Here is a 23261-nt window from a genome sequence, read left to right on the forward strand (position 1 = left end):
CCGTGAGTCGTACCAAACAGCAGAAGGTGAGCAGAGTACCGATGACGCAGACCGTGAACTTCTCCGAGCAGCTCTCGCTGCGAGCCAGGGCGCTCCTGCACGGCCTCGGCGCCGCGGTGCCGGAGCCCGGCCCGCTGCTGGCGCGCACGCCGATCTCCGGCGGTGTCCTGTTGCCGCTGGCCGTCGACGCCCCCGCCGACGTGGACGCCGCGATCGGCCGCGCCGCAACCGCGTTCGAGGCCTGGCGCACGGTCCCCGCGCCGGTGCGAGCGGGCCTGGTGCGCAGGCTGGCCCAGTTGCTGGTGACCCATCAGGACGAGCTGGCGGAGCTGGTGACCCTGGAGGCGGGCAAGATCGGCCCCGAGGCGCTGGGCGAAGTGCAGGAGATGATCGACGTCTGCGAGTTCGCGATCGGGCTCTCGCGCCAACTCTACGGCGCCACCATGCCTTCCGAACGTCCCGGCCATCGGCTTATGGAGACATGGCATCCACTCGGCGTAGTCGGGGTGATCTCGGCGTTCAATTTCCCTGTCGCGGTGTGGGCTTGGAATACCGCGATCGCCCTGGTGTGCGGCGACACGGTGGTCTGGAAGCCGTCGGAGACCACACCGTTGACGGCGCTGGCCTGCCACACCCTGCTGCGTCGCGCGGCGGTGGATGTGGGCGCGGATCCCGCAGTGCACCAGCTGATCCAAGGGGACGCGACCGTCGGCTCGGCGTTGGTCGACGATGGCCGGGTCGCCCTGGTGAGCGCGACGGGCTCGGTGCGGATGGGCGCCACCGTCGCCCCGCGGGTGGCCGGGCGTTTCGGTCGATGCCTGCTCGAGCTGGGTGGCAACAACGCCGCGATCGTCGCGCCGAGTGCCGATCTGGAACTGGCGGTGCGTGGCATCGTCTTCTCCGCGGCGGGGACAGCGGGCCAGCGGTGTACGAGTCTGCGACGGTTGATCGCGCATCGTTCGATCGCCGACCAGCTGGTCGAACGGCTCGCCGCGGCGTACGGCCAACTGCCCGTGGGCAATCCACTCGACGACGGCATCCTGGTCGGGCCGCTGATCAACGAGCGCGCCTTCGCCGGGATGCAGAAGGCGCTGGTCGGGTCGGTGGCCGAGGGCGGCGACATCGTCTGCGGCGGTGAGCGCGTCGAGACGCTCGGACCCGACGCCTACTACGTGCGGCCCGCCCTCGTCCGCATGCCCGCGCAGACCGAACTCGTGCGCGAGGAAACCTTCGCGCCGATTCTGTACGTGCTGACCTACGACGAACTCGACGAAGCCATCGCCTTGAACAACGGTGTGACCCAGGGACTTTCCTCGTCGATCTTCACTCTCGACCAGCGCGAGGCCGAACAGTTCCTCGCCGGTTCCGACTGCGGCATCGCCAATGTCAACATCGGGACATCGGGCGCGGAGATCGGCGGCGCGTTCGGCGGGGAGAAGAACACCGGCGGCGGCCGGGAATCGGGCTCCGACTCTTGGAAGGCCTACATGCGCCGGGCCACCAACACCGTCAACTACTCCACCGAACTCCCGCTCGCGCAAGGCATCCATTTCGGCTGATCAGGCCAGCGATTTCGCCTTCCACCCCACCCCGTGTAAAGTGGTATTTGCAACGCGGGATGGAGCAGCTCGGTAGCTCGCTGGGCTCATAACCCAGAGGTCGCAGGTTCAAATCCTGTTCCCGCTACTACGAAGAAGGCCCCGGAGTTTCGACTCCGGGGCCTTCTTCGTTATCCGTTGCCGAGTCGCAGGGTCCAGTTCCCCCGGTAGTGCAGCCGGGTGACGCTCGCGGGCGGAACATCCATGCGCCAGAACGACTTCGCCGGTGCGTCGAGCACCACGAGCAGCGCGGCGCGCACCACGGCGGGGTGCGTCACCGCCACGGTGTTACGACCCGACGAGGCGATCTCGGCCAGCCAGAAGCGCACCCGCGCGACCAGATCGGTGATGGATTCCCCACCGTGCCCGCGGAATTCGGGGTCGGTGAGCCAGGCGAACAACTGGTCCTGAGCGAGTTTGCCCATCTCACTGCCCCGCCACGACCCGGCATCGAGGTCCCGTAATCGCACGTCCTGTTCGCCGACCAGGCCCAATTCCTCCGCCGTCTCGCGAACCCGCCGCTCCGGTCCCGTCCGCACCAACGCTTCATCGAGCGGCACGCAGGCGCGCACCGCGGCCCGCCCCGACTCGTCAAGGGGTTCATCGACAGGAAATCGCGCCTTACGTACCGCCTCGGTAAGGCCATGGCCGACAAGGTCGACTCTCAGCACCGTTTGCACGAGAGTCGAGGGTAGCGACGAATGCGATCCACGCCACAACCCGGGCTGGGCGCCTCCCCGGTCATCGGCGTGTTCGCGCTGGTCGGGGTGCATGATGGCGACGAAGTTGTCGGTGGGTCGGTGCACACTTGGTGCTATGGATCGGTTCTCCCCCGCGACGGCACAGTGGTTCGACGGCGCCTTCCCCGGCGCGACGTCGGCCCAGCTCGGCGCGTGGGATGCGATCGCTGCGGGCGAGAACACACTGGTGATCGCGCCGACGGGATCGGGCAAGACTCTGTCCGCGTTCCTGTGGGCCATCGATCAGCTGGCTCACCGGGACCCACCCGAGCCGGGAGCGTCCCGGGGCACGTCGGTGCTCTACGTGTCGCCGTTGAAGGCGCTGGCTGTGGACGTGGAACGCAATCTGCGGGCACCCCTGGTAGGAGTCACGCAGACGGCGAAACGATTGGGGCTCGACCCACCGGATATCTCGGTGGGGGTGCGCTCCGGTGACACCCCGCCCGCCCAGCGCCGGGCGATGTTGCGCACCCCACCGGACATTCTGATCACGACCCCCGAGTCGTTGTTCTTGCTGTTGACCTCGGCCGCGCGCGAGACGCTGGCCGAGGTCAACACGGTGATCGTCGACGAAGTGCACGCCATCGCCGGGTCGAAGCGTGGTGCGCACCTGGCCTTGTCGCTGGCCCGGCTGGATCAACTCACCGACAAGCCCGCGCAACGAATCGGGTTGTCGGCGACGGTGCGCCCGCCCGAGGAGGTCGGGCGATTCCTGGTCGGCAACGCGCCGATCACCATTGTGCGGCCGCCCGCACCGAAGACCTTCGACCTGTCGGTGCGGGTGCCGGTGGCCGATATGACCGATCCGGGCGGCGACTCCGATCAGCCGGGTTCGATCTGGCCGCATGTCGACGAGGCCATCGTCGACCTGGTGCTCGAGCATCGGTCCTCGATCGTGTTCGCCAACTCCCGGCGGCTCGCCGAACGGCTCACGGCGCGGCTCAACGAGACCTATGCCGCCCGTCTCGGCGAGCCGGTGGAGACCGAGCACAAGCCACCCGCCCAGCTCGGGCCGTCCACCGAGGTGATCCACGGGGCCGAGCACCTGTTGGCGCGCGCCCATCACGGGTCGGTCAGCAAGGAACAGCGCGCCATCATCGAGGACGACCTCAAGACCGGTCGGCTGCGCTGCGTGGTGGCCACCAGCAGTCTCGAGCTCGGCATCGATATGGGCGCGGTGGACCTGGTGGTCCAGGTGGAGGCGCCGCCCTCGGTGGCCAGTGGGCTACAACGGGTCGGGCGGGCCGGGCACCAGGTGGGTGAGATCTCGCGGGGCGTGCTGTTCCCCAAACACCGCACCGACGTGATCCACTGCACCGTCGCCGCCCAGCGCATGCTCACCGGTGAGATCGAGAAGCTCCAGATCCCCGCGCACCCGCTCGATATCCTCGCCCAGCAGACGGTGGCGGCCTGCGCGCTCGAACCCGTCGACGTCGACGCCTGGTTCGATCTCGTCCGCTCCACCGGCAGCTACGCGAACCTGCCCCGCTCGGCCTACGAATCGGTGCTCGACCTGCTGGCCGGACGCTATCCGTCCGACGAGTTCGCCGAACTACGTCCGCGCGTGGTGTGGGACCGCGACGCGGGCACCATCACCGGCCGTCCCGGCGCCCAGCGCCTGGCGGTGACCTCCGGTGGCGCGATCCCCGACCGTGGGATGTTCGCGGTGTTCATGGTGGGCGAAAAGGCTTCGCGGGTGGGTGAACTCGACGAGGAGATGGTCTACGAGTCGCGCGTGGGCGATGTGTTCGCGCTCGGTGCGACCAGTTGGCGGATCGAGGAGATCACCTTCGATCGGGTCCTGGTGTCACCGGCGTTCGGACTGCCCGGCCGGTTGCCGTTCTGGCACGGTGACGGATTGGGCCGTCCCGCCGAATTGGGCGCCGCGCTGGGTGAATTCGTTCGCACGGCCGGTCAGGTACCAGCCGACGAGTTGTCCCGGATCGTGGCCGACATGGGCTCCGGTGCGGTGCTCACCTCGGCCGACGCCATGCCGGGAGTTCCCGGCCCGCTGACCGAACCCACCACGACAACCCGGGGCTCGAAGAAGGCGGGGCGTACTGCGACGACCGGCGTCGACGGCCCCACCGGAGCCGCCGACGGGCAGACCGCCACCGCGAGGAGGACGAAGACACCCGCCGAGCGGAGCAAGCCCGCGGTACGGCTCGCGCAGTTGGTGCGCACCGCCGGACTCGATCAGAACGCGACAGCCAACCTGGTCGGCCTGCTCGAGGAACAGCGCAGTGCCACCGGCCAATTGCCGACCGATCGGACCCTGGTCGTGGAACGGTTCCGCGACGAACTCGGCGACTGGCGCCTGGTGCTGCACTCGCCCTTCGGCACCCCGGTGCACGCACCGTGGGCGCTGGCGGTGGGGGCGCGTCTGCAGGAACAGTTCGGTATCGATGCCGCCCCGACCGCCTCCGACGACGGCATCGTGGTGCGCCTGCCCGATACGACCGACCAACCGCCCGGCGCCGAACTGTTCGCCTTCGAACCCGACGAGATCGACGACATCGTCACCGAACAGGTGGGCGGCTCCGCCCTTTTCGCATCCCGCTTCCGCGAATGCGCCGCCAGAGCGCTGCTCCTGCCGCGCCGCGACCCCGGCAAGCGCGCACCGCTGTGGCAGCAGCGGCAGCGCTCGGCCCAATTGCTGGACGTGGCACGCAAATTCCCGCAGTTCCCGATCCTGCTGGAGACCGTCCGCGAATGTCTGCGCGACGTATACGACCTGCCCGCCCTGCGCGACCTGCTCACCAAGGTGGCCCGCCGCGAGATCCGCCTGATCGAGGTCGAGACCGCGAGCCCGTCGCCCTTCGCCGGCGCCCTGCTGTTCTCCTACATCGGGCAATTCCTCTACGACGGCGACAGCCCACTGGCCGAACGCCGGGCAGCCGCGCTGGCTTTGGACTCCAGCCTGCTCGCCGAACTCCTCGGCCGCGTCGAGCTGCGCGAACTCCTCGACCCCGCCGTCATCACCCTGACCGAGCAAGAACTCCAACGCCTCACCCCCGAGCGCCTGGCCCGCGACGCTGAAGGTCTGGCCGACCTGCTCCGTCTCCTCGGTCCCCTCACGCCCACCGAAGCCGCAGCACGCTGCGTTCCCCGCCCCGGCACCGCATCCGCCGCGCGCCACGCCGAAGCGATGGACACCGGCACCCACTCACCCGACGAACCCGCACACAGCACGCCGGATGAGGGACTCGATTCTGCCCGCGGCAACCTGCTCGCCGATTCCGATGCACCGGCATGGTTCGCGGAACTGCGGGATTCGCGACGGGCGCTGGAGGTTTCGTTCGCAGGTCGTACCTGGTGGGTGGCGGTGGAGGATGCCGCTCGGCTGCGGGACGCGCTCGGAGTGCCCTTGCCGATCGGAGTACCCGCGGCGTTCATCGAACCGGTCCCCGATCCGCTCGGCGACCTCGTCGGGCGCTACGCGCGCACCCACGCACCGTTCACCACCACCGCGGTCGCCGACCGCTTCGGCCTCGGAACGGCCGTCGCCGTGACAGCGCTGCACCGATTGCTCGCCGAGAAACGCGTGGTGGAAGGTGAATTCACGCCGCACACTGCTGGCGGCGAGTGGTGTGACGCCCAGGTCCTTCGCCGACTGCGCCGCCGTTCACTGGCTGCCGCGCGGCACGAGGTCGAGCCGGTGTCCACCGCCGCGTTCGCCCGGTTCCTGCCGTCCTGGCAACACGTCGGATCCGGCGAGCTACGCGGTGTCGACGGCGTGGCGACAGTGGTGGAACAGCTTGCGGGCGTACCGATCCCGGCCTCAGCCTGGGAATCGCTGATTCTGCCCACCCGAGTGCGCGACTACTCACCCGCCATGCTGGACGAGCTGATGGCGACCGGCGAGGTGGTGTGGTCGGGCCACGGCGCGATCACCGCCCGCGACGGGTGGGTCGCCCTGCACCTGGCCGACCAGGCACCCTTCACCCTGCCTCCCGCCGACGAGATCGACCCCACCGACCTCCAGCTCGGTCTCCTGGCCGCACTCGGCGCGAATCTGGAACCGTGGCCGGCGGTCGATCTCGACGCACCCGATCCCGTCGCCGCGAACCGTGTCCAGCAGCTGCCATCCACCTTGCGCGGCGGCGGCGCCTATTTCTTTCGCCAGCTCGCCGACTCCGCGGGCCTGCTCGACGACAAAGCCGCCGGGGAGGCTCTGTGGCAGCTGGTTTGGGCGGGCTATGTCTCCGGTGACACCTTCGCCCCGGTGCGCGCCCTGCTGTCCGGTACCGCTCGCGCCACCACCGCGCACCGCACCCCGCGCCGCTCGCCCCGGGGCCGCGCGTATCTGCCGCGACCGGCGATGCCGACCCGGTCCGGTCCGCCCACACTGGCGGGACGCTGGTCGATCCTGCCCGAACGCGTGCAGGACAACACCGTTCGCGCCCATGCCACCGCCGATCAACTGATCGAACGCTACGGCGTGCTCACTCGCGGTTCGGTGCAGAACGAAGGGATATCCGGCGGTTTCCAGCTGATGTACCGGGTGCTCACCGAGTTCGAGGATCGCGGCCGGTGCAGGCGCGGCTATTTCGTCGACACGCTCGGCGGCGCCCAGTTCTCCACCACCGACACCGTCGACCGTCTGCGCTCGTTCGACACCGACCGCGACACCACCAGAGCGGGCGTCGCGCTCGCCCTCGCGGCATGCGACCCCGCCAACCCCTACGGCGCCGCGCTACCGTGGCCGAAGGGCGACGCCGAGGGCGGTCATCGGCCCGGTCGCAAAGCGGGCGCGTTGGTGGTTCTGGTCGGCGGCGAACTGGTGCTCTACTCCGAGCGCGGCGGCAAAACTCTGCTCAGTTTCACCGAGGACGTCGGCCTGCGCCGGGCGGCAGCGTTCGCGCTGGCCGGGCTGGTGCGCGATCGCCGGGTCGACAGCTTGGTGATCGACAAGATCAACGGAGACACTGTGCACGGCAACCTCTTCGCCGAAGTCCTGATCGAAGCCGGTTTCTCGATGACCCCGAGCGGTCTGCGGCTGCGCAGGCAGGTATAGCCGAATGCCCGAGGGCGATACCGTCTTCCGCGCCGCACAGCGCCTACGTACGGCGTTGGCCGGTAAAACGCTCACCCGCAGCGATTTCCGGGTTCCGCGGTACGCCACCGTGGATCTGGTCGGCGAACGTGTCGAGGAGGTCGTCAGCTACGGCAAGCACCTGTTCATCCGCACCGACCGCGTGAGCATCCACACCCACCTGAAGATGGAAGGCGTGTGGCGGGTGTTCCACCGCGGCCAGCGCTGGACCAAACCGGCGGTCACCGCGCGAGTGGTGCTCGCCAACGACGAGGTCGAGGCCGTCGGCTTCTCGCTCGGCAAGGTTCAGGTGCTGCTGCGCGCCGACGAACACACGGTCATCGACCACCTCGGCCCCGATCTCCTCGGCCCGGATTGGGATGCGGCCGAGGCGTTGCGCAGGCTCACCGAGTACCCGCGTCGCGCCGTCGGTCTCGCCCTGCTCGACCAGCGCAATCTGGCAGGCATCGGCAACATCTACCGCAGCGAGATCTGTTTCCTGCGCAGAGTCCACCCCGTTACCCCGGTCGGCGACATCCCCGATCTCGTAGCGCTTGTCGACGAAGCTCACCGTGTTCTCGGCAAAGCCGCACACCAACCACCTTGGCGCGCCATGGTCTACGGCCGCACTCGCCGTTCCTGCCCCCGCTGCGGCACCCCGATCGCTTCCCAGTTACTCGGCGAAGACGACCCCGGTGACCGCATCACTCAACGCGAACGCGGCATCTACTTCTGCCCACGCTGCCAGCCGAGCCCGTGAGATCACCTCGCCCGTGTGTGCTCACAGCCCGCAGCGCCCCGGTCCGATGGCTCAGCGGTCCTGCGGCACCGGTTCCAGCAACTGCGGACGCGGTTCCGGAGCGGCGGCCCGCAACGCGTCGGCCGACGTGTCGTCGGGTTGGGTCTGCGATTCGATCTCGGCCCGTACGCGCGCCTGGTACGTGGACACCTCGCGGTCGATATCGTCGGAGTCCCAACCGAGAACGGGTGCCACGAGGTGGGCGACCTGCTCGGCGCAGTTCGCGCCGCGATCGGAATACTCGATCGAGATGCGGGTGCGACGGGCCAGGATATCGTCGAGGTGCAGCGCGCCTTCCGCGGCCACGGCGTAGACCGCCTCGACCTGGAGGTAGGCCGGTGCGTCGGTAATCGGTTGCAGGAGTTCGGGTTTGCCCGCTGCGATCGCGAGCACCTCGTCGACCAGCGAGCCGTAGCGGTCGAGCAGGTGCGTCATCCGGTACGGGTGGACGCCGTAGTGCTCGGCGAGCTGCACGGTCTGGTTGACCAGCGCGAAGTAGCCGTCGGCGCCGAGCAGCGCCACCTTCTCGGTGATCGACGGCGAGACGCGTGCCGGAATATCTTGTGCGGCTTCGTCCATCGCGTCCGCCGCCATCACCCGGTAGGTGGTGTACTTGCCGCCCGCGATGCTCACCAGTCCGGGCGCGACCCTGGCCACGGCGTGCTCGCGCGAGAGCTTGGACGTGTCGTCGTTCTCCCCCGCCAGCAGTGGGCGCAGGCCCGCGTAGACGCCGTCGATATCGGCGTGCGTGAGCGGGGTGATCAGCACCTCGTTGACCCGGTCGAGCAGGTAGTCGATATCGGCCTTGGTCGCCGCGGGATGGGCGAGGTCGAGATTCCAGTCCGTGTCGGTGGTGCCGACGATCCAGTGCGCGCCCCACGGGATGATGAACAGCACCGAGGTGGTGGTGCGCAGGATGATCGCGGCATCGCTGACGATGCGGTCGCGCGGCACCACGATGTGCACACCTTTGGACGCGCGCACATGGAATCGGCCGCGTTGCCGCGACAGACTCTGCACCTCATCGGTCCACACGCCGGTCGCGTTGATCACCACATTCGCCCGCGCCTCGCCGGTACGCCCGTCCTCGGTGTCGCGCAGCTTCACCCCCACGACCCGGTCGGCTTCGCGCAGGAATCCGACGACCTGCGTGGAGGTGCGGATGACCGCGCCGTAGTGCGCGGCGGTGCGGGCGACCGTCATGGTGTGGCGGGCGTCGTCGACGACGGTGTCGTAGTAGGTGACGCCGCCGATCATCGAATCTCGGCGCAGGCCGGGGGCGAGCCGCATCGCGCCGTGCCGGGTCAGATGATGCTGTCCTGGAACGGATTTCGAGCCACCCATGGTGTCGTACAGGGTCAGGCCCGCGGCAACGTAGGGCCGCTCCCACACGCGATGGGTCAGCGGATAGAGGAACCGCAGCGGCTTCACCAGGTGCGGTGCGAGCGTCGACAACGCCAGCTCACGTTCCTTCAGCGCTTCCCTGACCAGGCCGAATTCGAGCTGTTCGAGGTAGCGCAGGCCACCGTGGAACATTTTGGACGAGCGGCTCGACGTGCCCGACGCGAGATCGCGGGCCTCGACCAGCGCGACCGACAGCCCCCGTGTCGCGGCATCGAGCGCGATACCGGCGCCCACGACGCCGCCGCCGACCACCAGGACGTCGAACTGATCCTTGCCCAGCCGTTCCCAGGCGGTCCGCCGATGTTCCGGCCCCAGATCGCCGGGTCCGAGCCGATCCCTTTTCCCGCCCGCAACCAACTCTCCCGGGTGCAGGAACGGAAACTCCGGTGTCTGCGACATGCTCGACTCCTCGCCGCCGACCGATTCCGGCCGGTCCCAGCCGACAGTTGGGGCAAACGCCGCGTTCCCGGCGCCGCTGCGTACAGGCTAAACGTAGTCCGCACTTGTCGCTGGGGACGTGCGCGGCGAGGCGTGGGTCCGAAATTCGTCGCCGACCACAAATCTTGCGGTCGTCGGCTCCACTTTCGGTAACCTGCATCAATGCGTCGCTATGTGGCTGCCATCGATCAGGGCACGACTTCGAGTCGGTGCATCATCTTCGATCGGCAGGGTCGGATCGTCGGAACCGCGCAGCGCGAGCATCGGCAGATCTTTCCCAAGCCCGGCTGGGTGGAGCACGATCCGGCGGAGGTATGGCGCAATACCGAGTCGGTGCTCGGTGCGGCGCTGGGCACCAGCCGGTGTTCGGCCGGGGATCTGGCCGCGGTCGGGATCACCAATCAGCGTGAGACCACGGTGGTGTGGGATCGGACGACCGGCGATCCCGTGTACAACGCGATCGTGTGGCAGGACACGCGCACCGATCAGCTGTGCACCGAGCTCGCGGGTGATCAAGGGCCGCAACGCTATGCGGACCGCACCGGTCTGCCGCTGTCGACCTATTTCGCCGGGCCGAAACTGCGCTGGATCCTCGACAATGTCGACGGCGTGCGGGCGCGCGCCGAGGCAGGCGACCTGTGTTTCGGCACCATGGACAGCTGGGTGCTGTGGAAGCTGACCGGTGAACACCTCACCGATGTCACCAACGCCTCACGCACCATGCTGATGGATCTTCGCACCCTGCAATGGGATCCACAGATCTGCGCGGATTTCGGCATTCCGATGTCGCTGCTCCCGCAGATCCGCAGCTCGTCGGAGGTCTACGCCGACATCACCTCCGGTCCGTTCGAGGGCATTCCGGTCGCCGGCATTCTCGGCGACCAGCAGGCAGCCACCTTCGGCCAAGCGTGCCTGTCCCCCGGCGAGGCCAAGAACACCTACGGCACAGGCAATTTCATGTTGCTCAACACCGGCACCACACCGGTGTTCAGCAAGCACGGCCTGCTCACCACCGCCTGCTACCAACTCGGTGACACGCCGGCGGTGTACGCGCTCGAAGGCTCGATCGCCGTCACGGGCTCGCTGGTCCAATGGCTGCGCGACAACCTCGGCATCATCTCCTCCGCCGAAGAAGTGGAACCCCTGGCCCGCAGCGTCGACGACAACGGTGGCGCCCACTTCGTCCCCGCCTTCTCCGGCCTGTTCGCCCCCCGCTGGCGCCCCGACGCCCGCGGCGTCATCGCGGGCCTGACCCGCTTCGTCACCAAGGCCCACTTGGCCAGGGCGGCACTGGAATCCACCGCCTTCCAAACCCGCGAGGTAGTAGACGCCATGCGCGCCGACGCCGCCGCCCAACACCTCGACCTGGAACTCACCACCCTCAAGGTCGACGGCGGCATGACCGGCAACAACCTCCTCATGCAATTCCAAGCCGACATCCTCGACGTCCCCGTAGTCCGCCCCGTAGTCCGCGAAACCACCGCCCTCGGCGCCGCCTACGCCGCCGGCCTGGCCGTGGGCTACTGGTCCGACCTCGAAGACCTCCGAGCCAACTGGATAGCGGACCAGACCTGGACCCCTTCCATGCCCGAAGAGGAACGCACCCACCGCTACGCCGACTGGAACAAGGCCGTAGAACGCACCTACAACTGGGTCTGAGGATTCCGATAGGCGCAGACTTGAGGTCGTCATCCCGGTCGCTCGGTCAAACTCCTCCTCCGAAATAGAACCTTGCGTATGTGTTGTGGTCATCGACGGTGATGACGTCGCAAAGACGAACCAAACGCTCCGGAACCTCGAGACCGAGATGATCTCGACGAGGAGTGATGACGGCCTCTGCCTCGACCCGCCGGGCGACGTCGATCAATTGGGAGATCGGATTCTGAATCCCTCCGTTGAACACGATCGTCTTCGCGAGGTCGTAGCCGTACCGCTTCGCCAGTGAGCGGATTCGAATCTCGTCCCAGTTCTGTGCCGAACCGGAGATGTCGGAGCGTACGTATCCGATCGCGATTGCCTTCATTCGGCGAGCGCCGATCGGGGAACGTCGAGCATGGCCCGACCGGCAGGTGTGGTCACGTAGGCGCGTCCGCAAGGCGACAGTTCCCAGGCATGCCGGTATGAGACCTGTCGGAGCAGTCCGTTGCCGTGCAACGTGCGCAAAGCACGTCGTGTTCGGCGGAGAGGGACAGCGGTCTCAGCGGTGATCTGGTGGTCGGTGAGTTGTCCGCCCGGGTACAGGATTCGCAGGACGAGCGCTTGGTCGAGCAGTGTTGTCATCTGTCATTCCTCCGCTGGGATCAGGTCCGCGTCAGAGCCGAAACTATGGGATTGCGGGACGCACCTGAACCACGTCTAGGACGTTTCAATGGACATTTGAAAGGTCCTGCACGTACCGAAAAGGCGCCGTATGGTTCGGGAATGACCCAGCGATTGCACTCGGCGATGCTGCGCGCGCGGCTGGACTCGGCCGCGCTGGCCGAGGCCGTCGACGTCGACGTCGACGCGAAGACTGTCAACCGATGGCTGTCGGGCAGGGTTCCGCATCGTCGAACGCGAGCAGCGGTCGCGCGGGTTCTCAACGAGTCCGAAGATCTTCTGTGGCCGCAGACTCGGCCAGACCTCACGCCAGGGGCTTCGGCCACCGCCGAAGTCCAGTCTGCCTACGCACACCGGGCCGACATTCCCAATGAGCTGTGGACTTCGTTGCTTCTCGGCGCCGACGAACAGATCGATATCGCCGGATACGCCTACCCGTTTGTGCTGGAACTCCTTCCGAACGCCGCGGACATCCTCGCATCGAAGTGCCGAGACGGAACCCGCATTCGAATGGCTTTCGCAGACCCTGACTGCCCCCATGTCGCCGAACGCGATGCGCTGGAGCAGATGAGCGGGACGCTGCCCGGCCGGATCCGCAATGCACTGAATATGTTGGGTGAGCTGACCGATACCCCCGGCTGCGATATCGGACTGCACACCACCCATCTCTACAACTCGGTGTTCCGGTTCGACGACCAGATGATCGTGACCCCCTACCTCATTCGGGCCCGCGGATATCAGCACCCGGCGCTACACCTGCGGAAGCTGTCCCCCCACGGAATATTCACCTCGTTCGCCGAGCAATTCGAACAGATCTGGGGTTCGGCAACCCACTACCCAGAAGGACTCTCGCGTGAGCTCACGGCGTGACTACTACCGCGATCCCCACGCGCCGAAAGCGAACAGCCTGGTGCCTGGCGGCTCCATGCTTGTCGTGGATGGCGAAGGCCGAATCCTGATGCAGCGCAGGGGCGATTCCGGAAATTGGTCGCTGCCGGGTGGCACGATGGAGATCGGCGAGACGCTCGAAGAGTGCGCCGTACGCGAGACAAAAGAGGAAACCGGCCTCGATACCGAGATCACGGGACTATTGGGGATCTACACCGACCCGGCGCATGTCATCGAGTACTCGGACGGCGAGGTCCGACAGGAATTCGCTGTCACCTATTTCGGTCGAGTGGTGGGCGGCGAGCTCGCTGTCAGCAGCGAGTCGACCGAGGTCCGCTTCGTCGGACCGGACGAGCTGGATGATCTACCGATGCATCCCACCGTCCGCCTGCGACTCGAGCACTTCGCCGAACGACGGCCGCGCCCATACCTCGGCTGAGCCACGGAGCGCTGGGAAGTTCTGCTGGGTGCGCGCCTGTCGCTAGCCGATCGCCGACGACAGTCTGTCGACCGCTTCGGTCAGGGTGGCCTCGTCGGAGGTGGTGAAGCAGAGGCGCAGGGAGTTGTCGGCGGTGCTGGAGACGGCGAAGGCTGCGCCGGGGACGTAGGCGACGCCGGAGTTCAGGGCGGTGGGGAGGAGGGTGGCGGTGTTGGTGTTGTCGGTGAATTCGGCCCAGATGAACATGCCGCCGGTGGGGTCGGTGCAGTGGAGGCGGTCGGCGAAGGTGGTGCGCAGGGCGGCGGTCAGGGCGCGGGCTCTGGTGCCGTAGGTGGCGCGGATCGCATCGATGTGGGCTGCCAGCCAGGTGGTGTCGGTCAGCAGGTCGGTGGTGATCTGCTGGGTGAGCGACGAGCCGCAGAGGTCGGCGCCTTGTTTGAGGAGTTCCACTGCGCGCGAGACTCTTTCGGGGGCGATCATCCAGCCGACGCGCAGGGCGGGAGACAGGATCTTGGAGACGCTGGAGAGGCGGATCACCTGGGGCGAGTACGAGGCCACCGGCGCGGGGGCGGGCTGGTCGAACCACAGTTCGCCGTAAGGGTCGTCTTCGATGACCCAGAAGCCGTGCGCCTCAGCGAGTTCCGCGAGCCGGCGGCGGCGTTGCGGCGCGAGGGTGACGCCGCCGGGGTTGTGGAAATTCGAGACGGTGTGGACGAGCGCAGGGCGTTCGCCCGCGGCCAGCAGGTCTTCGAGGATGTCGAGGCGCATGCCGTCGGAATCCAGGGGAACGGCGACGATTCGGGCACCCGCGGCTCGAAACACTTGCAGCGCACCGACATACGCGGGGTCTTCGACGATGACGAGGGCACCGGGATCGAGGAGCACTTCGGCCAGGAGCGAGAGCGCTTGCTGCGAGCCGTGGGTGATGAAGACTTCGTCGACGGGAACTGCGCGGCCGATCTCGGCGGATTCGCGGGCCGCGATCACCTCGCGCAGCGCCGGCCAGCCGGACGACTCCGTGTACTGCAGGACGGCGGGATCACGCAGCGCGGTCTCGGCGGCGAGGGCGATGCGTTCGCGCGGCATCAGGGCGGCGTCGGGCAGCCCGCCCGCGAGGCTGATGATGTCGTCGCGGGCGGTGAGTTTGAGCAGATCCCTGATCGCCGAGCTCTGTAGACCGGCGAGCTTGCCCGCCAATGCTGGAATTGTCAGCGACATGGGAACCTCCGGGGACGCCGAGAGAAGCAATCATCCTACGATTGCATATCGCCCACCAGAATATGAAATTGTTGTCTCATACAATGAGACGCTACCGAGCGGTGATGGACTTGACCTGCCACTTTCCGTCGGTGTTCGTGGTGATGATCTCCTGCTTGTAGACCACGGCCGAGCCATCGGGGTGCATTTCGCGCAGTTCGACGTCGTAGCGGCCCGCGCTGGTTTCGCGCATCTTCACGCAGTGAGTGGTGCCCGCGGGGATCTGACCGTCGATCGCCTGCTGGATGGTCTCGGCAGGTGAGATGTTCTCGGCGTCGGGCGCCACGAACTCACGCACCTTCGCCCCGGAGCGGTCGGTGTAGAAGGCGTACTGGAAGCCGAGGATGGCCCTGGCACCGGTGCTGGTGTCGCCCGGTCCGTTGCCGACGGTCACCGACTGTTCGGCGACGGACTGGCACTCGGTGCCCGACGCGACCGAGGGAACCGGCGCGGCCGTGACACCGGGATCGGCGCCGCCACCACGCTTGACCAGACCGATCGTCAGGACCAGCGCCACCACGAGCAGAACCGCCGCGGCCACACCGCCGATGATCCAGCGCAGGCGCTTGTTGTCGGGTTCCGTCTCCACCGGCGCCGGGGTGGCCGGCGTCTTCGGCGCGAGACGGCGCGCGATCGGGTCGTCGGCCCACGACAGGCCGGGTTCGGATGGCGGCTTGGGAATCCCGCCGTCATCGTCGGGGTTGTCCCACCACGCCTTGTCGGCGGCGGGCCTCGGCTTGTCGGGAACCAGCGGAGTACGGGAGCCCTCGGGCGGCCGCACGGTGTCCGCGGCGGGCCCGCTCTCGCGTGACGGCGGCTGCGGCGCAGGATCTTTGGGGCCGGGGCGACCGCGACGGATCACCTCGGTGAGTTCGCGACCGGACGTCACCGGCACGGAATCACCGAAGACCGAGTCGCCGAAGACCGAACTCTCACCGCGCGGCGGCTCACCACCGAAACGCACAGTCGGGTCGGCAGCGGGCGGACCACCGGGAGTGGGTCCGCCGAACGGCGCGGGGGGACCCGGACGAGCGGGCGGCGGCGTCGCTACCGCGTCACCGAAGACCGAAGTCGGCGCGGAACGGCGACCGTCGGGCAACCGAGGCGGCGCTTGGCCACTGCCCGGCGCCGAGCCTTGATCTGTCGGCGTGGAGCCCGAAGGCGGAGCCGAGAGCCGCGCGGGCGGACCGGGCGGCACCGAGCCGGCGAACGGACCGGCAGGCGGCGGAGCAACGGGCGGCTGACCGGCGACGGGCCCACCGAACGGACCCGGCGCGGGCGCACCGGCCGGCGGACCGAACGGGCCGGGCGGTGCGCCGGCAGGCGGTTCGGCCGGTCGCCAACCCCGCTCCGGAACCCCGGACGGCGCGGGCGGAGGCGTGGCGGGAACGGGCCCACCGAAGCCGGCGTCATCGACCGGCGGCCCGAAATCTCCTACGGGAGAGCCGAAATCCGCGGCCGCTCGTTGTCGATCGCCGCGTTCGTTCTCGTCGCCCTCGGTGCCCAAGTCCAATCCTTTCCCGGGACACACGTGTGGGGCGGTCGAAGGCGACCGCCCCACACGACAAACTGCGTGTCAGTACTGGATCGAGCCACCCCACTGGGTGTTCACACCCGCGACGTTCACCGTCTGAAGCAGCTCCCCCGGCACGGGCAGTGTAGCCTTCGCAGCCGCATCGAGCGCGGCGTTGCCGCCCGGCTGCGCCTTGATCCAGTTCTCCACCGCGGCCTTGGCCAGGTTGGCCTGCGTGGTGTCGAGCACCGTCACGGTGGTGTTGTCGCTACGGCCGTCGCCACCGTTGAAGGTGGTGACCTTGACCTCGTTCGCGCCGACGTACTCGACCGAGATACCGGCGTCACCGAAACCGCCACCCGGCGTCCGGTAGCCGACCGTGCCGACGTAGCCCGAGGCGTTGTTGTAGTGGTGGGTGTTCGCCAGGATTCCGGCACCGTCGACGGTGACGCCGATTTCCTGACGCGGGCCCTCCATCTCGACGACGGGCGCGGCGGGCGCGTTGGCCAGGCGCGGCGCCTGCCAGGCCGGCTCCTTCGGCTCCTGGACGAGGGTGTCCGGAGACTCGACCTCGGCCTGGGTGCCGGTCCCGGTGCCCTGATCGGACGGCACGGTGGGCTGCGTCTGCTGCTGGCCCGGCGTGGCGCCCGGCTGGCTCGGCGTGGTGCCCGTCTCCGGCTTGGTGGTGCCCGGCTGGTCGGGCGTCGCGCCCGCGCGCTCCGGCTGGACCGCAGGCTGCGCCTGACCGGGGACCGGCAGCGGCGCGACACGGGGGCTGGTGACACCCGGCTGGCTCGGCGTCGGCTTGGCGGGGGTGCCCTGCTCCGGCTGACCGGGCGCGGGGCTGGTGACACCCGGCTGGGCCGGCGTGGGCTTGGTCTCGCCCGGCTTCGTCTGACCCGGCTTGACGTTCTCCGGGGTTTCCGTTTCCGGGGTCTCCGGAGCTTCTACTTCGCCCGAAGGCTGGCCCGGCTGCGCAGGAGCCGGAGTCGCGGGCGTGGTCGGCTGGTCACTGGGGACCGCGCCGGCCGGAGCCGCGAGGAGGGTTGCCACGGCTGCCGCGGCGGCCAAAGGCAACGACGTGCTTGCCATCGCTCGCTGCGCCCGACTCGGCTTACGATGCTTCACTTTTCGTAATCCCTTTCCCGGAGGGAATCCCCCACTGCTCCACCACGCGATCACAACTGATCGCGCCTCGGCGGTGAGTCAACCACATGAGCGCGGGACAGGCAACGCAGCACCAGGTTTCGCTTTCACCCGGTTCCGCCTGCGCAAACACCTGGTGTGGCGGTTGCCCGGAAGCGACGAGCGCCGTTGGCGAACAACACAATTCGAAACCTGAAACGCATTGTGATTCGTTTCACAATACGGTGTCAGGGGCTCAGTCGAGGTCGTCGTGGCGCATCAGCAAACGTCCGGCTTCGGTGAGCGAGCCGGTGAGCGAGGGGTACACCGAGAACGTCTGCGCGAGATCGGTGACCGTCAGATTGTTCTGTACCGCCAGCGCGATCGGCAGAATCAGCTCCGACGCGATCGGCGCGACCACCACACCGCCGATCACCACACCCGTCGCCGGGCGGCAGAAGATCTTGACGAAGCCGCGCCGCAGCCCCGACATCTTCGCGCGCGGATTGGTGTTGAGCGGCAACATCACTGTGCGCGCGGGGACCTCACCGTTGTCGATGGCGGTCTGGCTGACACCGACGGTCGCGATCTCCGGGCGGGTGAACACCGCCGAGGCCACCGTCTTCAGCCTGATCGGGCTCACCCCCTCGCCGAGCGAGTGATACATCGCGATCCGGCCCTGCATGGCGGCCACCGAAGCCAGCGGCAGCAGACCCGTGCAGTCGCCCGCGGCGTAGATGCCGGGCACCGACGTGCGCGAAACCCGGTCGACACGAAGGTATCCGCCGCGGTCGAGTTCGATACCGACCCGGTCCAGGCCGAGGTTCTCGGTGTTCGGGGTGGAACCGACGGTCATCAGGGCGTGCGAACCGGTGACGGTACGGCCGTCGGACAGCTTCACCACGATGCCGTCGGCGGTGCGCTCCACCGCGTCGGCGCGAGCGTGCTTGACCAGCTCGACGCCGCGTTCGGCGAGGGCTTCCTCGAGCACGAGGGCAGCGTCGGCGTCCTCGCCGGGCAGCACGCGGTCGCGGCTCGACACGAGCTTCACCCGCACACCCATCTCGGTGTAGGCGGACACGAATTCGGCGCCGGTGACACCGGATCCGACGACGACCAGCGTCTCGGGCAGTTCCGGCAGGTCGTAGAGCTGGCGCCAGTTCAGGATCCGCTCACCGTCGGGCTCGGCGCCGGGGAGCACCCGCGGGCTCGCGCCGGTCGCGATCAACACGACCTCGGCCTCGAACTCCTCGGAGCTCCCGTCGGCCAGGTTCGCGCGCACGCGATGGGCCAAACCCGGTGCGGGCCCGACCAATTCGCCATAGCCAGGAAGTAGTTGCACACCCGCGGCCTGCAATTTGGCGCGGATGTCGGAGGACTGTGCCAGCGCGAGCGCCTTGACGCGCGCGTTCACCTCGGGCAGATGCACCTTGGCCTGATCGGCATCGATATTGATGCCGAGGTCGCGCGCGCGACGCAGGTCGGTGCGCAGGCCCGTCGAGGCGATGAAGGTTTTCGACGGCACGCAATCCCACAGCACACAGGCGCCACCGATACCGTCGGCGTCGACCAGGGTCACCGTGGCCCCGTGCTGAGCGGCTACCAGCGCCGCCTCGTATCCGGCCGGTCCACCGCCGATGATCGCAATCCGTGCCACCAGTCACGCTCCTTGTGCTCGCCTGATCGGACCTGCCCCTTGTGAGGGCTCGTCCGTGCTGTCGCCCCATCATTTCAGGTGCTCTGTGACGTGCCCGGGTCGGATCGGTGAACAACGGTGCGCGTGTCCTGTGCCACGTTCGGCACCACCGGCAAGTGTGACCGTCAGCCGATCTGGGTGGGAGACAGGAATTCCACCGTGGTTATTGGCTACAGTTCGATGGTGCCGATCTATGCCGCCTACGGGTCCAACATGGACTCGACGCAGATGCTGGAACGCTGCCCGCATTCGCCCATGTCCGGGACCGGGTGGCTGGAGGGTTGGCGCCTGACCTTCGCCGGTGACGACATCGGCTGGGAAGGGCCGTTGGCCACCGTCGTCGAGGATCCCGGCTCCCGGGTGTTCGTCGTGCTCTACGACGTCTCCCCCGAAGACGAGGACAGCCTCGACCGCTGGGAGGGCTCCGACTTCGGCATCCACAAGAAGATCCGGATCCGGGTCACCGGCACCCAGGGCGAGTCCCGCCTGGCCTGGCTCTACGTCCTGGACGCCTACGAAGGCGGCCTCCCCTCGGCCCGCTACATCGGCGTCATCGCCGACGCGGCCGAAAAGGCAGGCGCCCCAGAGGACTACGTCCACGCCCTGCGCACCCGGAACAGCAAGAACGTCGGGCCCGGCGCCTGAGCTGTTCCGCCGCCCCGAATAGTAAAGCCGGACCCGCCGGCCGCTGACGTCGTGTCGGCGGCCGGCGGTCGTGAGCCGACTGGGTCGGCCCGTACTGCTATGCCTGCAGGACGATGTTCGTCAACGTCCGAACACCCACGGCCAAAGCGCGCTCGTCGATGTCGAAGGTCGGCTGGTGCAGGTCCAGCTGTTCGCCGACGCCGGACCAGACACCCAGCCTGGCCATCGCGCCGGGCACTTCCTCCAGGTACCAGGAGAAGTCCTCGCCACCGCCCGACTGCGGGGTGTCGGCCAACGCGTCCTCGCCCATCCCCAGGATCGCGTTCTCGAACATCAGTGCCGACGTCGGATCGTTGACCACCGGCGGCACACCACGCTTGTAGTTGAGCTGGTAGCGCACGCCCGTCGGCGCGAGCAACCCGTCGACGATCTCGCGGACCAGCGGTTCCAGCAGCAGCCAGGTGGCGTGATCACCGGTACGCACGGTGCCCGTGAGCATGCCCGTCTGCGGAATCGCGTTGGGCGCCTTGCCCGCGCTCACCGCACCCCAGACCATGATCGTGCTGGTTCGAGGATCGACGCGGCGGCTCAGCAATCCGGGCAACCCCGTGATGACGGTGCCGATCGCGTAGACCAGGTCGCTGGTCAGATGCGGGCGCGAGGTATGCCCACCGGGCGAATCGAGCACCAACTCGACCGTGTCGGCCGCAGACGTGATGGCCCCGGTCCGCACCCCGACCTTGCCGACCTCCAGACGCGGATCGCAATGCAGCGCGAAGATCCGGTCGACCCCGGTCATCCCACCGGCCGCGACCACATCGAGTGCACCACCGGGCATCACTTCCTCGGCGGGCTGGAACACCAACCGCACCCCGACCGGCAACTTGTCCTGTGCCTCGGCCAGCGCGAGACCGGCACCGAGCAGCACCGTGGTGTGCGCGTCGTGCCCGCAGGCATGCGACACGCCGGGCACCGTCGAGGCGAAGGTCAGACCGGTGAACTCCTGCATCGGCAGCGCGTCCATGTCGGCGCGCAAGGCGATCCGCGGCCGATCGGTGGGGCCGAAGTCGCAGATCAACCCGGTGCCGCCCGGCAGCACCTCCCAGGTCAGCCCGGCCTTGGTGAGCCAGCCCGACACGAACTCGGTGGTGGTGAACTCCGCCCGCGACAACTCGGGGTTGGCGTGGATATGTCTGCGCCATTGCACCAGGTCGCCGGTGTGCTCGGCCAGCCATGCGTCAACGATCTCGGTTCCCGACATCAGAGTTGGTTCGGTGTCCGGCGTGGTCGGACACGCTGCGGTCTCGCGCGCCATCGAGTGGGTACCCACACCCATCGATAGCGCGTCGGAGCCTGCGCGTGCGGTGCCCGGATGGCCGGAAATGGTCACCGAATGTCCTCCTGTCGTTCGATCAGCCGTTGCAACAACCTGTCCCTGTGTACTTCATCGCCCGCGATAGCGACAGCGGTACGCGCCAGCGCCAGCGCGCCGTCGAGCACCGCCCGGTCCGCCGAGGCGTTCACCGCGGCGGCGGCGAACGCGGGCTGGTGGGTTGCCGCACCGCCCGCGTCGATGCCGATCACCGGGTGGATACCGGGGACGACGTTGGTGACGTTGCCCATGTCGGTGCTCCCGAGCGGCCGCAACACCTCGAACTCGGGCGCGATCGGCACCCGTCCCAGTCCGGTGATCTGCGCGCGGTAGGCAGCGGAAAGAACCGGATCGGGGGTGAGCTCGGTATAGGTGGGCGCGAGCGTCCGTATGTCGTGGGTGCAGCCGGTCGCCAGGGCGCCCGCTTCGAAACACGCCTTCGCTCGCCGCATCAGGTCGTCGAGGGAGCCGGAATCCGCCGCGCGGAGGTAGTACAGCAACTCCGCGCGTCCGGGCACGATGTTGGGGGCTACGCCACCGTCGGACACTATACCGTGCAGCTGCTGGCCGGGTCGCAAATGCTGACGTAGCAAGCCGACAGCAACCTGGGTCAGGGTCACCGCGTCGCCGGCGTTGCGGCCCAGTTCGGGCGCGGCGCTGGCATGCGCCTCGCGGCCGTGGAAGACGATGGCGAGGTCGGCCAATGCCAGTGAGCGCGCGCCGACGATGTCGGCAGGCCCAGGGTGGACCATCATCGCCATCGCGATGTCGTCGAAGGCGCCCGCTTCCAGCATGAGCACCTTGCCGCCGCCGCTCTCCTCCGCGGGCGTACCGAGCACCACCACGGTCAGGCCGAGCGCGTCGGCCACGGTGGCCAGCCCGATGGCCGCGCCGACAGCGGACGCGGCGATGATGTTGTGCCCGCAGGCGTGCCCGATCTCGGGCAGCGCGTCGTATTCGGCGCAGATGCCGACGGTGAGCGGGCCACTGCCGTACACCGCGCGAAACGCCGTCGACAGCCCGGCGACGCCCGTCGTGACGGCGAATCCGCGCTCGACCAGCGGCGCGAGGACCTTCGCGACGCTACGCGTTTCGGCGAAGGCCAGCTCCGGTTCGGCGTGAATCGCGTGCGAGAGCCCGATCAGCTCGTCCGAGGCAGCGACAATCGCGGCGTCGGAGGCGGTGGCTGTGAGTTCGCCGGTGCGCGAGGGTGCCATACCCCCAGTCTTGCATCAGTGCCCGACAGCGGCGCACCGGCGAGCGAGGTCAGTTGCCGAAGGGAAGGTTCTCCGGGGTGACCGGCGTGGCCAGCGCGGCGAGCGTCTCGGCGTGCAGCGCGGTCTTGATGATCGGGGTGATCGGCTTGCGCAGGCTGGTGAGCGCGGCGGCGCGGGCGATCGCGGCGGGCAGCACCTCGTCGGCGTCGGCCTTGGCATCGGCGATGCCGGCGGCGATGGCCTCGTCGGCACCGAAACGGTGCCCGGTGGTCATCGCCTGGACGCACACCTGGTTGCTCAGGCGACCCTTCAGCAAGCCGTTCATGCCGATCGTGAACGGCATGCCCAGATGCACCTCGGGTAGCGACCAGAAGCCGCGGTCACCGCGCATCACGCGGAAATCGTGGGACGTGGCCAGCATGGCGCCCGCGCCGAACGCGTGGCCGTTGACCGCGGCGATCGTGGGCATCGGGAAGGTCAGCAGGCGGGTGTAGAGCGAGTGCACCCGGTCGAGGTAGCCGTGGATCTTGTCCAGGTTGCCGAAGACGTAATCGGTGTCGAGACCGTTGCTGTAGTACTTACCGGTCGCGACGGTGACCAGCGCGGCCGCACCCTCGGACGCCTCGACCTCGTCGAGTGCGGCGTGGAAGGCATCGATCCAGTCCGGCGAGAAACGGTTCTCGTTGTCTGTCTCACCCTCGTTGCCGAGGTACAGGACGAAAACATCACCAGAGCGCTCCAAATACGGCATGCAGGGGAGAATAGCCCGCACCTGA

Annotated in this window: 18 protein-coding genes and 1 tRNA gene; 8 read left to right on the forward strand and 11 right to left on the reverse strand. The window is 68.2% G+C overall.

Annotated features, from left to right (window positions below; translation table 11 throughout):
• Window positions 1–41: 41 nt before the first annotated feature.
• A complete protein-coding gene (amaB, locus tag ACWDXS_RS33225; RefSeq protein ID WP_449971916.1) occupies window positions 42–1559 on the forward strand; it encodes an L-piperidine-6-carboxylate dehydrogenase in 1518 nt (505 codons plus the stop codon).
• Window positions 1560–1612: 53 nt separating this feature from the next.
• Window positions 1613–1686, forward strand: a tRNA-Met gene (locus ACWDXS_RS33230).
• A gap of 43 nt (window positions 1687–1729) precedes the next feature.
• On the opposite strand, the gene ACWDXS_RS33235 is transcribed toward ACWDXS_RS33230, so the two are convergent.
• On the reverse strand, window positions 1730–2404 hold the full coding sequence (locus ACWDXS_RS33235; protein ID WP_449971919.1) for a histidine phosphatase family protein: 675 nt from the start codon (window positions 2402–2404) through the stop codon (window positions 1730–1732).
• A gap of 10 nt (window positions 2405–2414) precedes the next feature.
• Between ACWDXS_RS33235 and ACWDXS_RS33240 the strand changes: the two genes are divergently transcribed.
• Both ACWDXS_RS33240 and ACWDXS_RS33245 read left to right on the forward strand, forming a co-directional pair.
• Complete coding sequence (locus ACWDXS_RS33240; RefSeq protein WP_449971922.1) at window positions 2415–7355, forward strand: Lhr family ATP-dependent helicase; 4941 nt, start codon at window positions 2415–2417, stop codon at window positions 7353–7355.
• A 4-nt stretch (window positions 7356–7359) separates the two neighbouring features.
• Window positions 7360–8133 (forward strand): Fpg/Nei family DNA glycosylase, encoded by a 774-nt coding sequence (locus ACWDXS_RS33245; RefSeq protein ID WP_449971925.1) that lies wholly within the window; start codon window positions 7360–7362, stop codon window positions 8131–8133.
• A gap of 51 nt (window positions 8134–8184) precedes the next feature.
• Here the strand turns inward: ACWDXS_RS33245 and glpD are convergent, their stop codons facing one another.
• Window positions 8185–9975, reverse strand: coding sequence for a glycerol-3-phosphate dehydrogenase (gene glpD / locus ACWDXS_RS33250; RefSeq protein ID WP_449971928.1), 1791 nt, complete (start codon window positions 9973–9975; stop codon window positions 8185–8187).
• A 201-nt stretch (window positions 9976–10176) separates the two neighbouring features.
• Between glpD and glpK the strand changes: the two genes are divergently transcribed.
• On the forward strand, window positions 10177–11673 hold the full coding sequence (gene glpK, locus ACWDXS_RS33255) for a glycerol kinase GlpK (RefSeq protein WP_449971931.1): 1497 nt from the start codon (window positions 10177–10179) through the stop codon (window positions 11671–11673).
• 46 nt (window positions 11674–11719) lie between these two features.
• Here glpK and ACWDXS_RS33260 read toward each other — a convergent pair whose 3' ends face one another.
• Both ACWDXS_RS33260 and ACWDXS_RS33265 read right to left on the reverse strand, forming a co-directional pair.
• Window positions 11720–12037, reverse strand: coding sequence for a hypothetical protein (locus ACWDXS_RS33260; RefSeq protein ID WP_449971934.1), 318 nt, complete (start codon window positions 12035–12037; stop codon window positions 11720–11722).
• On the reverse strand, window positions 12034–12294 hold the full coding sequence (locus ACWDXS_RS33265) for a hypothetical protein (protein ID WP_449971936.1): 261 nt from the start codon (window positions 12292–12294) through the stop codon (window positions 12034–12036). Before ACWDXS_RS33265 ends, ACWDXS_RS33260 begins: the two co-directional genes overlap by 4 nt.
• A gap of 141 nt (window positions 12295–12435) precedes the next feature.
• On the opposite strand from ACWDXS_RS33265, the gene ACWDXS_RS33270 reads away from it, so the two are divergent.
• Together ACWDXS_RS33270 and ACWDXS_RS33275 are read left to right on the forward strand one after the other, a co-directional pair.
• Window positions 12436–13203: a hypothetical protein gene (locus ACWDXS_RS33270; protein ID WP_449971939.1), complete on the forward strand. Its 768-nt coding sequence runs from the start codon at window positions 12436–12438 to the stop codon at window positions 13201–13203.
• A complete protein-coding gene (locus tag ACWDXS_RS33275) occupies window positions 13187–13660 on the forward strand; it encodes an NUDIX domain-containing protein (protein WP_449971941.1) in 474 nt (157 codons plus the stop codon). Before ACWDXS_RS33270 ends, ACWDXS_RS33275 begins: the two co-directional genes overlap by 17 nt.
• Before the next feature lie 42 nt (window positions 13661–13702).
• Here ACWDXS_RS33275 and ACWDXS_RS33280 read toward each other — a convergent pair whose 3' ends face one another.
• The 4 genes from ACWDXS_RS33280 to ACWDXS_RS33295 all read right to left on the reverse strand — a co-directional run bounded on the left by ACWDXS_RS33280 (window position 13703) and on the right by ACWDXS_RS33295 (window position 19212).
• Entirely contained in the window at window positions 13703–14878 is a 1176-nt protein-coding gene (locus ACWDXS_RS33280) for an aminotransferase-like domain-containing protein (RefSeq protein ID WP_449971944.1), read from the reverse strand.
• 91 nt (window positions 14879–14969) lie between these two features.
• Entirely contained in the window at window positions 14970–16424 is a 1455-nt protein-coding gene (locus ACWDXS_RS33285; RefSeq protein WP_449971947.1) for a hypothetical protein, read from the reverse strand.
• A 69-nt stretch (window positions 16425–16493) separates the two neighbouring features.
• On the reverse strand, window positions 16494–17522 hold the full coding sequence (locus ACWDXS_RS33290; protein WP_378995376.1) for a hypothetical protein: 1029 nt from the start codon (window positions 17520–17522) through the stop codon (window positions 16494–16496).
• A gap of 289 nt (window positions 17523–17811) precedes the next feature.
• Entirely contained in the window at window positions 17812–19212 is a 1401-nt protein-coding gene (locus tag ACWDXS_RS33295) for an NAD(P)H-quinone dehydrogenase (RefSeq protein ID WP_378995374.1), read from the reverse strand.
• 222 nt (window positions 19213–19434) lie between these two features.
• Here ACWDXS_RS33295 and ACWDXS_RS33300 point away from each other — a divergent pair, with 222 nt between their 5' ends.
• Window positions 19435–19896, forward strand: a complete 462-nt coding sequence (locus ACWDXS_RS33300) for a gamma-glutamylcyclotransferase (protein ID WP_056819179.1) — start codon at window positions 19435–19437, stop codon at window positions 19894–19896.
• A gap of 97 nt (window positions 19897–19993) precedes the next feature.
• Here the strand turns inward: ACWDXS_RS33300 and ACWDXS_RS33305 are convergent, their stop codons facing one another.
• From ACWDXS_RS33305 to ACWDXS_RS33315, 3 genes are all read right to left on the reverse strand, one after another.
• Window positions 19994–21157 (reverse strand): M20 family metallopeptidase, encoded by a 1164-nt coding sequence (locus ACWDXS_RS33305; RefSeq protein WP_378995494.1) that lies wholly within the window; start codon window positions 21155–21157, stop codon window positions 19994–19996.
• Between the two features lie 125 nt (window positions 21158–21282).
• The gene (locus ACWDXS_RS33310) at window positions 21283–22485 is read right to left on the reverse strand and encodes a M20 family metallopeptidase (protein ID WP_387448058.1); all 1203 of its coding nucleotides are present in this window, start codon (window positions 22483–22485) and stop codon (window positions 21283–21285) included.
• Between the two features lie 49 nt (window positions 22486–22534).
• Window positions 22535–23236, reverse strand: coding sequence for an enoyl-CoA hydratase-related protein (locus ACWDXS_RS33315; protein ID WP_378995370.1), 702 nt, complete (start codon window positions 23234–23236; stop codon window positions 22535–22537).
• Between the last annotated feature and the right edge of the window lie 25 nt (window positions 23237–23261).

This window comes from Nocardia sp. NPDC003183 (assembly GCF_053590715.1).

Bases quoted from the DNA above. Each gene is read 5' to 3' on its own strand.
- ACWDXS_RS33240 (WP_449971922.1), top strand. From the start codon at position 2,415: ATGGATCGGTTCTCCCCCGCGACGGCACAGTGGTTCGACGGCGCCTTC.
- ACWDXS_RS33305 (WP_378995494.1), bottom strand. From the start codon at position 21,157: ATGTCGGGAACCGAGATCGTTGACGCATGGCTGGCCGAGCACACCGGC.
- ACWDXS_RS33245 (WP_449971925.1), top strand. From the start codon at position 7,360: ATGCCCGAGGGCGATACCGTCTTCCGCGCCGCACAGCGCCTACGTACG.
- ACWDXS_RS33290 (WP_378995376.1), bottom strand. From the start codon at position 17,522: ATGGCAAGCACGTCGTTGCCTTTGGCCGCCGCGGCAGCCGTGGCAACC.
- ACWDXS_RS33280 (WP_449971944.1), bottom strand. From the start codon at position 14,878: ATGTCGCTGACAATTCCAGCATTGGCGGGCAAGCTCGCCGGTCTACAG.
- ACWDXS_RS33265 (WP_449971936.1), bottom strand. From the start codon at position 12,294: ATGACAACACTGCTCGACCAAGCGCTCGTCCTGCGAATCCTGTACCCG.
- ACWDXS_RS33315 (WP_378995370.1), bottom strand. From the start codon at position 23,236: ATGCCGTATTTGGAGCGCTCTGGTGATGTTTTCGTCCTGTACCTCGGC.
- ACWDXS_RS33260 (WP_449971934.1), bottom strand. From the start codon at position 12,037: ATGAAGGCAATCGCGATCGGATACGTACGCTCCGACATCTCCGGTTCG.
- glpK (WP_449971931.1), top strand. From the start codon at position 10,177: ATGCGTCGCTATGTGGCTGCCATCGATCAGGGCACGACTTCGAGTCGG.
- ACWDXS_RS33310 (WP_387448058.1), bottom strand. From the start codon at position 22,485: ATGGCACCCTCGCGCACCGGCGAACTCACAGCCACCGCCTCCGACGCC.
- glpD (WP_449971928.1), bottom strand. From the start codon at position 9,975: ATGTCGCAGACACCGGAGTTTCCGTTCCTGCACCCGGGAGAGTTGGTT.
- ACWDXS_RS33270 (WP_449971939.1), top strand. From the start codon at position 12,436: ATGACCCAGCGATTGCACTCGGCGATGCTGCGCGCGCGGCTGGACTCG.
- amaB (WP_449971916.1), top strand. From the start codon at position 42: ATGACGCAGACCGTGAACTTCTCCGAGCAGCTCTCGCTGCGAGCCAGG.